Source organism: Alcaligenes sp. Marseille-Q7550, from assembly GCF_965112015.1.
Genome location: NZ_CBCOPU010000002.1, coordinates 266,951 through 280,791, shown reverse-complemented (window position 1 = coordinate 280,791; position 13,841 = coordinate 266,951). Strand labels below are relative to the sequence as shown.

The 13,841-nt window shown below is 63.9% G+C and carries 11 protein-coding genes and 2 pseudogenes; 8 read left to right on the top strand and 5 right to left on the bottom strand.

Annotation, left to right across the window (positions count from 1 at the left end; translation table 11 throughout):
* Positions 1–4: 4 nt before the first annotated feature.
* Positions 5–988, top strand: a pseudogene (locus tag ACWPWO_RS10625) (quinone oxidoreductase family protein); the annotation flags it as partial.
* Positions 989–1,050: 62 nt separating this feature from the next.
* Here the strand turns inward: ACWPWO_RS10625 and ACWPWO_RS10620 are convergent.
* Together ACWPWO_RS10620 and pepN are read right to left on the bottom strand one after the other, a co-directional pair.
* Entirely contained in the window at positions 1,051–2,058 is a 1,008-nt protein-coding gene (locus ACWPWO_RS10620) for a class 1 fructose-bisphosphatase (protein ID WP_454006584.1), read from the bottom strand.
* Between the two features lie 16 nt (positions 2,059–2,074).
* Positions 2,075–4,753: pseudogene (gene pepN, locus ACWPWO_RS10615) on the bottom strand (aminopeptidase N).
* Positions 4,754–4,912: 159 nt separating this feature from the next.
* Between pepN and ACWPWO_RS10610 the strand changes: the two are divergent.
* Positions 4,913–5,560: a DUF4136 domain-containing protein gene (locus ACWPWO_RS10610; RefSeq protein ID WP_454006583.1), complete on the top strand. Its 648-nt coding sequence runs from the start codon at positions 4,913–4,915 to the stop codon at positions 5,558–5,560.
* Positions 5,561–5,655: 95 nt separating this feature from the next.
* On the opposite strand, the gene ACWPWO_RS10605 is transcribed toward ACWPWO_RS10610, so the two are convergent.
* On the bottom strand, positions 5,656–6,003 hold the full coding sequence (locus tag ACWPWO_RS10605) for an H-NS histone family protein (RefSeq protein WP_454006582.1): 348 nt from the start codon (positions 6,001–6,003) through the stop codon (positions 5,656–5,658).
* A 526-nt stretch (positions 6,004–6,529) separates the two neighbouring features.
* Between ACWPWO_RS10605 and tldD the strand changes: the two genes are divergently transcribed.
* From tldD to thpD, 6 genes are all read left to right on the top strand, one after another.
* Positions 6,530–7,990, top strand: a complete 1,461-nt coding sequence (tldD, locus tag ACWPWO_RS10600) for a metalloprotease TldD (RefSeq protein WP_454006581.1) — start codon at positions 6,530–6,532, stop codon at positions 7,988–7,990.
* Between the two features lie 221 nt (positions 7,991–8,211).
* Positions 8,212–8,739 carry a MarR family winged helix-turn-helix transcriptional regulator gene (locus tag ACWPWO_RS10595; protein ID WP_454006580.1) on the top strand — a complete coding sequence of 176 codons (528 nt, stop codon included), beginning with the start codon at positions 8,212–8,214 and terminating at the stop codon, positions 8,737–8,739.
* Between the two features lie 71 nt (positions 8,740–8,810).
* Positions 8,811–9,290, top strand: a complete 480-nt coding sequence (gene ectA, locus ACWPWO_RS10590; RefSeq protein ID WP_454006579.1) for a diaminobutyrate acetyltransferase — start codon at positions 8,811–8,813, stop codon at positions 9,288–9,290.
* An 87-nt stretch (positions 9,291–9,377) separates the two neighbouring features.
* Complete coding sequence (ectB, locus tag ACWPWO_RS10585; RefSeq protein WP_454006578.1) at positions 9,378–10,685, top strand: diaminobutyrate--2-oxoglutarate transaminase; 1,308 nt, start codon at positions 9,378–9,380, stop codon at positions 10,683–10,685.
* On the top strand, positions 10,685–11,080 hold the full coding sequence (locus ACWPWO_RS10580; protein WP_394060679.1) for an ectoine synthase: 396 nt from the start codon (positions 10,685–10,687) through the stop codon (positions 11,078–11,080). Before ectB ends, ACWPWO_RS10580 begins: the two co-directional genes overlap by 1 nt.
* A gap of 17 nt (positions 11,081–11,097) precedes the next feature.
* Positions 11,098–12,027, top strand: coding sequence for an ectoine hydroxylase (thpD, locus tag ACWPWO_RS10575; protein WP_454006577.1), 930 nt, complete (start codon positions 11,098–11,100; stop codon positions 12,025–12,027).
* Positions 12,028–12,362: 335 nt separating this feature from the next.
* On the opposite strand, the gene ehuA is transcribed toward thpD, so the two are convergent.
* Positions 12,363–13,127, bottom strand: coding sequence for an ectoine/hydroxyectoine ABC transporter ATP-binding protein EhuA (ehuA, locus tag ACWPWO_RS10570; protein WP_454007474.1), 765 nt, complete (start codon positions 13,125–13,127; stop codon positions 12,363–12,365).
* Positions 13,085–13,840 carry an ectoine/hydroxyectoine ABC transporter permease subunit EhuD gene (gene ehuD, locus ACWPWO_RS10565; protein WP_454006576.1) on the bottom strand — a complete coding sequence of 252 codons (756 nt, stop codon included), beginning with the start codon at positions 13,838–13,840 and terminating at the stop codon, positions 13,085–13,087. Before ehuD ends, ehuA begins: the two co-directional genes overlap by 43 nt.
* Position 13,841: the final 1 nt, after the last annotated feature.

The window sequence follows — 13,841 nt, the reverse complement described above, 5'->3', positions numbered from 1 at the left end:
AACAGTGAGTCAGACAGTCAAGGCGATACGTATCGAAAAGAACGGCGGACCTGAAGTGCTGCAATGGGTGCAGGTCGATCTGCCCGCCCCCCAGGACAAGGAAGTCACCATACGCCAGAAGGCGGTGGGCCTGAACTTCATCGATATCTATTTCCGCAACGGCCTGTACAGCCACCCCCTGCCGCACGGCCTGGGCTTCGAGGCGGCGGGCGTGGTGGAGGCCGTGGGAAGCGCCGTCACGCACCTGAAGGTGGGCGATCGCGTGGCCTATGGCCAGAGCCCGCTGGGCGCCTACGCGCAGGCGCGCAACGTGCCGGCCGACCGCGCGGCGCGCATCCCCGACGCGGTCTCGTTCGAGCAGGCCGCCGCGCTGATGCTCAAGGGTCTGACCTGCTGGTACCTGCTGCGCCAGACCTATCGCGTGCACGAAGGCCAGACCATTCTGTTTCATGCCGCCGCAGGCGGCGTGGGCCTGTACGCCTGCCAGTGGGCGCGCGCCCTGGGCGTCAAGCTGATCGGCACGGTCTCCAGTCCCGAGAAGGCGAAACTGGCCAAGGAGCACGGCGCCTGGGAGGTCATCGATTATTCCCGCGAAGACGTGGTGCAGCGCGTCCTGGAGCTGACGGGCGGCCACAAGGTGCCGGTGGTCTATGACGGCGTGGGCAAGGACACCTGGGAGCGTTCTCTGGATTGCCTGCAGCCGCGCGGCCTGATGGTCAGCTTCGGCAACGCCTCCGGCCCGGTCACCGGCGTGAATCTGGGCATCCTGGCCTCCAAGGGTTCGCTCTATGTCACGCGTCCCGTGCTGGGCGCCTACGTGCCCACCCAGCAGGCCATGCAGGAAGCCGCCGATGAATTGTTCGACCTGGTGGTGCAAGGCAAGATCAAGGTGCTGATCGGCCAGCGCTTTCCCCTGGAACAGGTCGCCCAGGCTCACGAGGCCCTGGCCGCCCGCCGCACCACCGGCTCCACGGTGCTGACGCTGGAAGAGGGTGGATCGGGAATGAAAAAACGGCCGCCTGATCTGGCGGCCGTTGTTTTTTTGCAGGGTCAGCCCTGCAGGTGATACTGGCGGATGCGCTCGACTTCGTTGCGCGAGCCCAGGATGACGCCGATGCGCTGGTGCAGTTCGGACGGCTGCACGTCCAGGATGCGCTGGCTGCCGTCGATGGACAGGCCGCCGGCCTGCTCGACCAGGAAACTCATGGGATTGGCTTCGTACATCAGGCGCAGCTTGCCCTTGCGGCCGGACTCGCGCGCATCGCGCGGATACATGAAGACGCCGCCTCGCGTCAGGATGCGGTGCACGTCGGCGACCATGGAGGCGATCCAGCGCATGTTGTAGTTCTTGCCCAGCGGGCCTTCCGTACCGGCCAGGCAGTCGTCGATATAGCGCTTCACGGGCGCTTCCCAGTGACGCATATTGGACATGTTGATGGCGAACTCGGCGGTGTCTTCGGGAATGGTGACGCGTTCGGTGGTCAGCACCCAGGAGCCCATTTCCTTGTCCAGCGTGAAGGCCGCCACGCCGTCGCCCACGGACAGCACCAGCATGGTCTGGGGGCCGTAGATGGCGTAGCCGGCGGCGACCTGGCGCACGCCGGGCTGCAGGAAGTCCTGTTCCTGGATGAGGCGTTCACGGGCTTCCTGCGGCACGCTCAGCACCGAGAAGATCGTGCCGATGGACCCGTTGACGTCGATGTTGGAGGAGCCGTCCAGGGGATCGAACAGCAGCAGGTTCTCGCCCTTGGGGTAGTAGTCGGGGATGCGGTGCAGGGTGTCCATTTCCTCGGAGGCCATGGCCGCCAGGTTGCCGCCCCATTCGTTGGCCTCCAGCAGGATTTCGTTGGACAGCACGTCCAGCTTCTTCTGGACCTCGCCTTGCACGTTCTCGGTGCCCAGGCTGCCCAGCACGCCGCCCAGGGCGCCCTTGCTGACGGCGTGGCCGATGGCCTTGCAGGCGCGCGCCACGGTTTCCAGCAGCAGGCGCACGTCGGCGGTGACCGTCTGTTTCTGGCGCTGTTGCTCGACCAGGTACTGAGTGAGGTTTTTCTTCAAGAGAGACTCCGGGTGATCAAAGAGTTAATGCCTTGTGCACGATTTCGCCCACGTTGCCCGACAGGCCGGGCTCGGCCTGGATGCGTTCGAGCGCCGCCTTGAGACCGTCGCGGGCCTCGGGCTCGAAGCGGGCCCAGTTGTCGAAGACACGGGCCAGGCGGGCGGAGATCTCGGGGTTGAGCTTGTCCAGCGCGATGACCTGCTCGGCCCAGAAATCGTAGCCTTCGGGACTGTGCACGCCTTGCAGATTGTTGATGCAGAACTGGAAGATCAGCGAACGGGCGCGATTGGGGTTGCGCAGCGAAAAGGCCGGGTGCAGCATCAGGGCGCGCGCCTGCGCGACCCCCGTGCTGGGCGCCGTGGCCTGCAGGGTGAACCAGCGGTCCAGCACCAGCGGATTGTGCTGCCAGCGCTGGAAGAAGTCCTCCAGTCCGTCCTGGCGATCTTCGGCGCTGCCGTAGTTGACCAGCACGCTGAGCGCGCCCATGCGGTCGGTCATGTTGGTGGCCTTGTCGTACTGGTTGCGGGCCAGTTGCGCGCCGGCGCTCACGCCGGCCGCCATCAGGTAGGCCAGCGCCAGGTTGCGCAGCGAGCGCGCGCCCGCTTGCATGGCGTCGGGACTGTAGTCGGGCTGGTCCAGGCTCAGGTACTGGTAGAGCTCCTGCCAGTAAGGCGTCAGGGCCAGCCCCAGCTCCTTTTGTACATGCAGGCGCGCCTGCACGATGGCGCGCGGGGTCATGGGCTGCGTCTGTTCCAGCAGCTCGCGCTCGCTGGGCAGGGCCAGGATGCGAGCCTTGTAGGCCGGGCTCAGGGCTGCGTCCTGCAGCAGGGCGTGCCAGGTCTGGACCAGCGTGGCCGATTGGGCCGGGGAGGGCGCGCGGCCGGCGGCGCGCGCCAGGATCAGGCGGGTGGCCAGCAATTGAGCGGCTTCCCAGCGGGCGAAGGGGTCCGGGTCGTGGCGCGCCAGCAGGGCCAGTTCCGCGTCGGGGCGGTAATACTCGATGCGCACCGGCGCCGAGAAATTGCGCAGCAGCGAGAGCACCGGAGTCTGGGGCACTTGGGCGAAGGTCCAGCTTTGTTCCTGCTCGGTGAAGTCCAGCACCAGCGTGTGATCGCTGCGTCCGTCCAGATGCAGGGTCAAGGGGCGGCCTTCCTGGTCCAGCATGCCCAGCGCGAACGGGATGTGCAGCGGGGGCTTGACCGCGGACTTGGGCTCGATGCCGACAGGCGGGTTGCTCTGGCGCAGGGTCAGCGTGCAGGTCTGGGAGGCCGGGTCATGCTGCAGGCTGACACTCACGCGCGGCGTGCCGGCCTGCTCGTACCAGCGGCGGAACTGCGTCAGGTCCCGTCCTGGATGGCGCTCGCGGTAGACGCTGTCCATGGCGTCCACGAAGTCGTCGCAGGTGACGGCCTGGCCGTCGTGGCGGCGGAAGTATTCGCGCATGCCGGCCTGGAAGCCGTCCTCGCCCAGCAAGGTATGCTGCATGCGGATGACCTCGGCGCCTTTTTCGTACACGGTGGCCGTGTAGAAATTGCTGATCTACTGGTAGCGCTCGGGACGGAGGGGGTGGGCGCTGGGGCCCGCGTGCTCGGGAAACTGGGCGGAGCGCAGCACGCTGACGTCGTCGATGCGCTTGACGGCGCGGGCGCTGGCCGCCTGCGCGCCGTCCAGGCCGTGCGCCAGCATGTCGCCGGAGAATTCCTGGTCGCGGAACACGGTCAACCCTTCCTTCAGGGACAACTGGAACCAATCGCGGCAGGTGACGCGGTTGCCGGTCCAGTTATGGAAGTACTCGTGGCCGATGACCGCCTCCACGGCGCGGAACGACGCATCCGTGGTGCTTTGCGGGTCCGCGAGCACATAGGCGGCGTTGAAGATGTTCAGGCCCTTGTTTTCCATGGCGCCCATGTTGAAGTCGCGCGCGGCGACGATCATGAAGCGGTCCAGGTCCAGGTCCAGCCCGAAGCGCTGTTCATCCCAGCGCACGGAATTCTCCAGGCACTGGATGGCCCATTCGGCCTTGTCGCCGTCGCCGCGGTCGCAATAGACCTGGAGAAGGGCGGGGCTGCCGTCGGCCTTGGAGATCTTGCGCTCGCGCAGGTCGAAATCCCCGGCGACCAGGGCAAAAAGGTAGGACGGCTTGGGGAATGGATCCTGCCAGGTCGCCTGGCGCCGGCCGTCCTCCAGCTCCACGGTGTGGAGCAGATTGCCGTTGGACAACAGAGTGGGGTAGCGGCCAGGGTCGGCGCGCAGCACCACTTCGTAGCGCGCCATGACATCGGGGCGGTCCGGGAAGAAGGTGATGCGGCGAAAACCCTGGGCTTCGCATTGGGTGAACAGATGCTGGCCCGATACGTACAGGCCCATCAGGGATGTATTGTCCTTGGGGCGGCAACGGCTTGTCAGCGCCACGTCCACTTCCGGCTTGCCGGGGTGCAGCGTCAGAGTCTGATCGGTCAGTTGATAGTCCTGTGGCGCCAGGGCAACGCCATCAAGACTCACGCCGAGCAGTTCTATGTCATCGCCGTCCAGGATCAGGGGAAGCGCCTGGCCGTTCAGGCTGCTGGCGCGGAACTGGAGGCTGACCTCGGTCTGTTCGGCCGCCAGGTCGAATTCCAGCCGGACCTGTTCGATGCGGTACGGGTAGGGCTGGTAATCCTGGCGGGAGATCGTGGGTAGGGTATCTGTGCGCATGTCATCCTGGTCCGACAATCAAAAAAGATTTGTCTATTGTAATGTTGTTTGAAGAGCCGGGCGGGCGGCGCGGCGGTAAACTCAATAACCGCCTCCCTGTCCAAGCAAGGGCGGACTTGCGCTCCGGGCAGGGCCGGCGAAATTTCAAGGGCAAATGTCATGACTATTCTTTCCACAGCATTTTCCATGCGTGTCGCCCGCCTGGCGGCGCTGGGGCTGGTGGCGCTGGCGACCGGCTGCGCCGCGCCGAGCTGGTCCGCCAAGTTGACGCGCTACCAGCAATGGCCTGCCCAGACCAATGGCGAAACGTATCGATTGATGTCCACCGATGCGCAGCGCGGCAATCTGCAATACCAGTCTTTCGCCGATTCGGTGCGCTCCGCCATAGGCGTGACCGGACTGGTGGAGGCCCAGGCCGGTACGCCGGCCCGCTTCGTGGTGGAAATCGATTACGGCAATCCGCAGGAACAGAGCTGGGTGCCCCAATATGCGGATAGTTTTTACGGCCCCATGGGCTGGGGCATGGGGCGCGGCTACTTTGCGCCCAATGACGGCTGGGCAGGGGGATTCTTTTATTCTCCGCCCGTGGTCAATGTCCCGGTCACTCTCTATCGCAATTACCTGAATGTGGTGATCAGGGATAATCGCCAGCAGCAGGCCGAAGTCTATCGCGCAACGGCGGTCAGCTATAGCCAATCCGACAATCTGGCCGTGCAGATGCCATTTTTGTCCCAGGCCATATTTGACGGCTTCCCGGGCAATAACGGTCAGGTTATCGATATCGAGTATCAACTTCCCAAACGCTGAGGAGAAAAAAGCGTCTGCTTTAGCGCAGCGTCTTGAATAAACGAAAAAGGGACAGCATATGGAAGCTGTCCCTTTTTCGAGTGAGGCGGCCCGACTTACTTGATCAGGAAGTCGTCGCGGCTTTGGCCCTGGGCTTCGGCGTCGATGATCCAGCGCGGAGGGCGGCCGCGGCCGGTCCAGGTGTCCTGGGTGCCGGGATGGCGGTACTTGGGAGGCAGGCTGGCCTTGGGTTCGTTGGAGCCGGCGGAGGAACCGCGCTTGGAGGTTTTTTCCAGCGCTTCAGCCACTTCTTCGAGGGTGATCTCGTTGTCCTGCATGGACTTCACGATGGAAGCGATGACAGGACGGCGTTGTTTGACCTTCAGGGACTTCATCTGCTTTTGCAACCGCAGAATCTCTTTTTCTATCTTCTGCTTGGCAGAGCTGTAAGTTTCGACGGACATATGGGATTCCTGTTTGGTGATTGTAGTTATCTGATAAACGCTGCCTTTGCCGGCTCATGTTTATCATGCGAAAACAGTGTACTTTGATTTTTTGAAAAATATAAGGGCTCGATGTAAAAAAATTAAGCCGTAATTCACGGCTGGATTGTGCTTTGTAATCGAACTGTCAGTTTGCATAATTACTTTGGCGGGGCGATTAATTATCCTGATCGGGGGCTATCATATTTTTGAATGGGTTTATATAAAAACGGTATAGCCATATAGAGTATTAATGTCTCAATACGATACGCTCTGCATTCATAATCACAAAATGTCGTAGCCGGTGTTTCACCGGGATGCGCCCGCCAATCGGGACGCTGGCCTGCGCGGGGCGCGGGCGCGGCCATGGGCCATCGCGCGCAGCGACGCATTCTGTTTTAATGCAGTGGTGGACACAGTCCGGACGGAGCCCATCGCGTCGGTCCGGCGGAAATGATTCAACCCTTGCGCATGACCGCTGCAACGGGTTTGCCAGTAGGAATACATAATGAAGCTTGTTGATCCCGCCATCGATGCCTTGGCGTGCGCCCGCGGACTGTTGCTGGAGCCCTGGGGCCTGAATGAAACCCATCTGTCCAGCGCGCTGGGCGAAATCCTGACCCATCAGGCGGACTATGCCGACCTGTATTTCCAGTACACCCGCAGCGAAGGCTGGAGCCTGGACGAGGGCATCGTCAAGAGCGGCAGCTTTTCCATCGAACAGGGCGTGGGCGTGCGCGCGCTCAGCGGCGAGAAGACCGCCTTTGCCTATTCGGATTCCATCAGCCAGGACGCGCTGCTGTCTTCGGCCCGCGTGGTGCGGTCCATCGCGCGCCAGGGCGGCAATGGCAAGAGCGGCGTGCTGGTGCCCTCCAAGCTGACGCGGCCCGCCCTGTATACCGGCGCCGATCCCATCAGCAGTCTGTCGGCGCCGGACAAGGTCGCCCTGCTGGGTCGGCTGGAGGCGCTGGCGCGCGCGGCCGACCCGCGCGTGATCCAGGTGATGGCCAGCCTGGGCGCCGAGTACGACGTGGTGCTGGTGGCCAGCAGCGACGGCCGCCTGGCTGCCGACGTGCGCCCGCTGGTGCATCTGTCCCTGTCCATCATCGTCGAGCAGAACGGGCGCCGCGAGCGCGGCTCGGCCTCGGGCGGCGGACGCGTGGACCTGTCCTATTTCTCGGACGAGCTGCTGCGCAGCTATGTGGACAAGGCGGTGCGCTCGGCCATGACCAATCTGGAAGCGCGCCCCGCGCCCGCGGGCCGGATGACCGTGGTGCTGGGCCCCGGCTGGCCGGGCGTGATGCTGCACGAAGCCGTGGGCCACGGTCTGGAGGGCGACTTCAATCGGCGCGGCAGCAGCCTGTTCTCGGGCCGCATCGGCGAGCGGGTGGCCTCCAAAGGCGTCACCGTGGTCGATGACGGCACCCTGGCCAATCGCCGCGGCTCGCTCAATATCGACGACGAAGGCAACCAGAGCCAGCGCACCGTCCTGATCGAAGACGGCATCCTGAAGGGCTATCTGCAGGACACGCACAATGCGTGCCTGATGGGCGCCGCCGTCACCGGCAACGGCCGGCGCGAATCCTATTCCAGCCTGCCCATGCCGCGCATGACCAACACCTTCATGCTCGGCGGCGACAAGGATCCGCAGGAGATCATCGCCTCGGTCAAGAAGGGCCTGTATGCCGTGGATTTTGGCGGCGGCCAGGTGGACATCACCAGCGGCAAGTTCGTGTTCTCGGCTTCGGAAGCCTGGGTCATCGAGAACGGCAAGCTGATGTATCCCGTCAAGGGCGCCACCCTGATCGGCAACGGACCGGACGCCATGAACCAGGTCAGCATGATAGGCAACGACATGCAGCTCGATCCCGGCGTGGGCACCTGCGGCAAGGAAGGGCAGAGCGTGCCCGTGGGCGTGGGCATACCCACGGTCCGCATGGAGAACCTGACCGTCGGCGGGACCGCCTGAGGCCAAGGTGGCGCAGATCGGAAAAGAACCTGCCTTCGGGCAGGTTTTTTTGTCCGTGCGCAGCCGCTGGCGCGTTGGCGTCCGGAATGGCTGTGCTAGCGCATGCGCCAATCTGTTTCCAGGTGTATCCTGCCGACCAAACTCGTTTGACTTACACCTTTACTGATCTTATGATTTCAACACGAATGAATCGTGCTGAATTATTTTGTTTGGCTAATTAAATGACTACTGATCAACAATACGACCTGCGCATCCTGCGGGCCTTGCGCCGTATTACCCGCTCGATCGCCCTGCATTCCCGTCAGCTGGCCGCCTACAGCAACATCACGGCGCCGCAGCTGATCTGCCTGCGCACGATCATCGAAAAAGGTCCGCTGACCGCCACCGCCATCAGCCGCGAGATGCATGTCAGCCCCAGCACGGTGGTCGGCATCCTGGACCGCCTGGAAGACAAGAAACTGGTGCTGCGCGAGCGCGGTCGCGAGGATCGTCGCATCGTATTCGTCAGCGCCACTCCCGAAGGCCTGGAACTGGCGCGAGACACGCCTTCGCCTCTGCAAAAGAAACTGGCCGATGCCTTGAAGGAGCTGCCCGAGCTGGAGCAGGCCACCATGACCTTGTCGCTGGAGCGCATCGTCCGCTTGATTGACTCAGACCCGGAATCGCCCATGGAGGCGGGGGATCCCGTGTCGCCGATACTGGAGGTCCCGGAGGGAGACGTGCCCCCTGAATCCGGGCTAGTGGTTTGACTGCATACGCCGAATCATCCCCCCCAGCCGGAGCGCCCCGGGGGGGAACCGCCGCTCCGGGCGCAGGCCCGATGCTGCGGGCTCCCCAAGCACAGGATGCCGCCGCCATCCACCAATTGACCGCAGAGTGCCCGCCTCTGGATCTCAATTCCGTCTATGTCTACCTGTTGCTTTGCGAGCATTTCCGCCGGACCTGTGTGGTCGCGGAGCGAGGCGGCCGGGTGGACGGCTTCATTTCCGCCTATTTCCTGCCCGAGCAGCCCGATGTGCTGTTCGTCTGGCAAGTCGCCGTACACGAACGCGCCCGCGGCCAGCGTCTTGCCCAGGCCATGCTGGATCATCTGAAACAGCGTCTGGCCAGTGACCGGATCCGTTTCCTGGAGACCACGGTCAGCCCGGACAACCAGGCTTCGCGCGGCTTGTTCAAGGCCATGGCGCGGCGCTGGCAGGCGCCGTTGCAGGAGCAGGATTTCTTTCAATCAACGTTGTTCGGCCGGCAGGCCCACGACGCTGAACCTCTGTTACGAATCGGTCCCTTCGGCGCAGCCTGAAGGGGTCCCTACGCAACAGGACGTTCAAGCCTGCGCTGCGCGAGCAGCCGGCTCGAGGAGGGGCGTCCTACAACCAGGAGAGGAAACATGACTGACTTAAAAATATTCGACCGGATGGAGTCCGAAGTCAGAGGCTACGTCCGGTCCTTCCCGGTCATCTTCAACAAGGCGCGAGGCTCCTTGCTGGAAGATGAGAGCGGCAGGCAGTACATCGATTTTTTCAGTGGCGCCGGCACGCTCAATTATGGCCACAACAACCCCCACCTGAAAGAAAAGCTGATCGAGTACCTGAACACCGACGGCGTCGTGCACGGCCTGGACATGGCCACCAGCGCCAAGAAGTACTTCCTGGAGACGGTGGACCGGGTGCTGCTCAAGCCGCGCGGCTGGAACTACCGGCTGCAGTTCACCGGCCCCACGGGCACCAATGCCGTCGAGGCGGCGCTCAAGCTGGCCCTCCAGGTCAAGGGGCGGCAGAACATCATTTCCTTCACGCATGGTTTCCACGGCGTCAGCACGGGTTCCCTGGCGGCGACCGCCAATTCCAAGTTCCGTCGCGCGGCCGGCGTCGCGCTGGGCAACACCACCTTCATGCCCTACGACGGTTACCTCGGACCGGACGTCAACACCATGGCCTACCTCGAGCGCATGCTGGAAGATCCCAGCAGCGGCCTGGACCATCCAGCGGCTGTCATCGTGGAAACCGTGCAGGGTGAAGGAGGCGTGAACGTGGCCACGCAGCGCTGGCTGCGCGAACTGCAGCGCCTGTGCCGCGAACACGACATGCTGCTCATCGTGGACGACATCCAGGTCGGCTGCGGGCGTACGGGCCGCTTCTTCAGCTTCGAGCAGGCCGGCATCAGCCCCGACATCATCACGCTGTCCAAGTCGCTGTCGGGCTTCGGCCTGCCCATGTCGCTGGTGCTGCTGCGCCCCGAGCTGGACATCTGGAAGCCCGGCGCGCACAACGGCACCTTCCGCGGCAACAACCTGGCTTTCGTCACGGCGGCCCAGGCGTTGGAGACCTACTGGGCGGACGACGCCTTCGAGGCCGAAGTCCAGGCCAAGGAGCGCCAGGTGCGCGACTGGCTGGAGAACCTGGTGCACAGCTACCCCGACACGGGCTTGAGCGTGCGCGGACGCGGGCTGATCCAGGGCCTGGTCACGCCGGCAGGCGAGGGCCTGGCCAACAAGATCGCCGCCCAGGCTTTCGAGCACGGACTGGTCGTCGAGACGTCCGGAGCCCACGACGAAGTGCTCAAGCTGCTGCCGGCCCTGACCATCAGCGGCGAGGAGCTCGCACAAGGGCTGAACATCATTGAACGCAGCGTCGCGCAATGCCTGTCGCGGCGCGGCGCCAAGGCACGAGTACTGAAAATGGGAGGAGCACGCTGATGCTGGTCAAGAACGTACAGGATGTGATTGGAACGAGCGACGAAGTTCGCACCGACAACTGGGTCAGCCGCCGCGTGCTGCTCAAGAAGGACGGCATGGGTTTTTCCTTCCATGAGACCGTCATCTTCCCCGGCACCGAAACGCATATCCACTACCAGAACCACCTGGAGGCGGTCTGGTGCGTGGAGGGCGACGGCGAGATCGAGACCATCGCCGACGGCAAGAAGTATGCCCTGGGCCCGGGCGTGGTCTACGCGCTGGACCAGCATGACGAACATTGGCTGCGTGGCGGCGAGAAGCCGCTGCGCGTGATCTGCGTCTTCAATCCGCCCCTGACCGGGCAGGAGGTGCACGATGCCGAGGGCGTCTACCCCTTGGTGTCGGACGCCACGTAAGCAAGTAGGAGGTCATCATGACAGTGACAATGACGGATCCGTATGCATCGCGCACCGAACGGGGCGCGGCCATCGTCAGCCGCCAGGAGCCCGTGGTGTATGACACGCCGGTGGGCAGTTGCCCGCTGGCTGCCGGCCAGTTGCAGGAATACGAGGAGAACGGCTTCCTGCTGCTGCCGGACCTGTTTTCCGCGCAGGAGGTCCAGGCCCTGCTGGCCGAGGTCGAAGCCATGAGCGTCGACCCGGCCATTCTGGCGCGTGAGGAAGCGGTTGTGGAAAAGGGCAGCAAGGCCGTGCGTTCGATCTTCCGGGTTCACGAACTGAGCCCCCTGATCGCCCGCCTGGTGCGTGATCCGCGCGTGCTGGACGTGGCGCGCCAGATACTGGGCTCCGAGGTCTATGTGCACCAATCGCGCGCCAACCTCAAGCCCGGCTTCAAGGGCAAGGAGTTCTACTGGCATTCGGACTTCGAGACCTGGCACGTGGAAGACGGCATGCCGCAGATGCGGGCCCTGAGCTGCTCGGTGCTGCTGACGGACAACAATGCCTGCAACGGGCCGCTGATGCTGGTGCCCGGCTCGCACCGCCAGTTCGTCTCCTGCGAAGGGGTGACGCCCGACAACCACTACAAGGAGTCCTTGCGCAAGCAGGAGTACGGCGTGCCCGACCCCATCAGCCTGCGCCTGCTGGTGGACAAGGGCGGCATCGAGGCCATCACGGCCAAGGCCGGCTCGGTGATCTTCTTTGACTGCAACACCATGCACGGATCGGCCAGCAATATCTCGCCCTGGCCGCGCGCCAACGTGTTCACGGTGTACAACAGCATGGAAAACTGCGTGCAGGATCCCAAGTACGGCCTGGATCCCCGGCCCGAACACGTCGCCACGCGCGGGCGCTTTCCCGTGCTGGAGCCGCTGCAAGGCCGCTTGCTGGACGGGCAAGGCTAGGCTGGAGCGTTGAATGCGGCGCCCCTTGGGAGTTTTCTCCCAAGGGGCGTTTCTTATGTCAGCAACTGAATGGAAAGGACAGCCGCGGCGACAGCTCCCGGCCTTGTGCATCGACCAGGCGGCAGGGGGGGGCGTGGGCGGTGTCTTTCCGGATGTCAACTGGCGCCGACCGTGGCGATAGGCCGCGTAAGCGGCGACCGTGCCGCCCAGGGACACCGGCCCCATGGATTCGCAGGCGACCTGTCTGGCTGCGGGCTGGCTTCGGAAGACATGGCGTGCGGAGCCATCCGGCTGCGCGAGGGCGCGCACATCCCGGCCCGTTGCCCGCAAGACGCTCACGAAGGCTTGATGAAGTTGCCCAGGAACTCCTGCGTGCGCGCTTGCCGCGGATGCGTGAACAGTTCCTCGGGCGGGCCGGACTCCACGATGACGCCTTTGTCGAAGAAGCAGACGCGGTCCGAGACTTCCTTGGCGAACTGCATTTCATGCGTGACCAGGAGAATGGTCAGGTCATGTTCTTCGGCCAGTTTCTGGATGACGCCCAGCACTTCGCCGACCAGCTCGGGGTCCAGGGCGGAGGTAGGCTCGTCGAACAGCATGATGTTGGGCCGCATGGCCAGCGCGCGGGCGATGCCCACGCGCTGCTGCTGGCCGCCGGAGAGCTGGCTGGGGAACTTGTCGGCATGGTCGATCAATCCCACCAGCTCCAGGTACTCCTCGGCGCGCTCGCGGGCCTCCTGCCTGGACAGGCCCAGCACATGAGTGGGGGCCTCGGTCACATTGCGCATCACCGACATGTGGGGAAACAGATTGAACTGCTGGAATACCATGCCCATTTCCTTGCGCATCTCGCGCAGGTGGGCTTCGCCGGCGGGCACCAGGTTGCCGTTGACCTGTTCGTGCCACAGCGGCCGCCCGGCTACGGTGATGACGCCGTCGTCGATGTTCTCCAGCGTCATCAGGATGCGCAGCACCGTGGACTTGCCAGAGCCGGACGGGCCGATGATGGTGACCTTCTCGCCGCGTCGCACCTCGAAGTTCAGGGAGTCGAGCACGGTCACGTCGCCGAATTTCTTGGTGACCTGGTCGAACTGGATGATGGGGGATTCGTTCGGGTTATTCCTCGTAGCGGGATTCCTTGTTTGGGCAGGCGGGTATCCAGGGCGCGCACGCCGGCCGAGGCCAGCAGCGTCATGATCAGGTACAGGCCGCCCACCATGGACAGGGGGATGATGTAGTTGAACGTGCGATCGCCGATGATCTTGGCCACGTTCAGCATCTCCAGCACCGAGACGACCGACAGCACGGGCACGTCCTTCATGATGGAGACCAGGTAATTGCCCATGGCCGGTATGATGCGCGGGATGGCCTGGGGCAGGATGATCACCGCAAAGGTGCGCAGCGGCGACAGGTCCAGGGCGCGGGCCGCCTCGGTCTGGCCATGGGTGACGGACTCCAGGCCGGCGCGGTAGACCTCGGACAGATAGGCGCTGTACTGCACGCCCAGGGCCAGCGCTCCGGTCAGGAAGGCGGGCAGCACGATGCCGTAGTCCGGCAGCACGTAGTACAGAAAGAACAACTGCACCAGCAGGGGCGTGTCGCGCAGGAACTCGGTGAAGACGTAGGCCGGCCAGGAAATGAGGCGCAGGCGCACGCTCTTGAGCCCGGCCAGCGCCAGGCCCAGCACGGCGGCCACCAGAAAGCCCAGGACAGTGGCCTGCACCGTCACCCACAGGCCCTTGAGCAGGATGGGCAGGATGGACACGGCGAAGGCCCAGTTGCTGCTGGTGTCCCATTCAATGCCGAACAACATG

Bases quoted from the DNA above. Each gene is read 5' to 3' on its own strand.
- ACWPWO_RS10605 (WP_454006582.1), bottom strand. From the start codon at position 6,003: ATGTCCGTCGAAACTTACAGCTCTGCCAAGCAGAAGATAGAAAAAGAG.
- ectA (WP_454006579.1), top strand. From the start codon at position 8,811: ATGCTGCGGGCTCCCCAAGCACAGGATGCCGCCGCCATCCACCAATTG.
- ACWPWO_RS10595 (WP_454006580.1), top strand. From the start codon at position 8,212: ATGACTACTGATCAACAATACGACCTGCGCATCCTGCGGGCCTTGCGC.
- thpD (WP_454006577.1), top strand. From the start codon at position 11,098: ATGACAGTGACAATGACGGATCCGTATGCATCGCGCACCGAACGGGGC.
- ectB (WP_454006578.1), top strand. From the start codon at position 9,378: ATGACTGACTTAAAAATATTCGACCGGATGGAGTCCGAAGTCAGAGGC.
- tldD (WP_454006581.1), top strand. From the start codon at position 6,530: ATGAAGCTTGTTGATCCCGCCATCGATGCCTTGGCGTGCGCCCGCGGA.
- ACWPWO_RS10580 (WP_394060679.1), top strand. From the start codon at position 10,685: ATGCTGGTCAAGAACGTACAGGATGTGATTGGAACGAGCGACGAAGTT.
- ehuD (WP_454006576.1), bottom strand. From the start codon at position 13,840: ATGTTGTTCGGCATTGAATGGGACACCAGCAGCAACTGGGCCTTCGCC.
- ACWPWO_RS10610 (WP_454006583.1), top strand. From the start codon at position 4,913: ATGACTATTCTTTCCACAGCATTTTCCATGCGTGTCGCCCGCCTGGCG.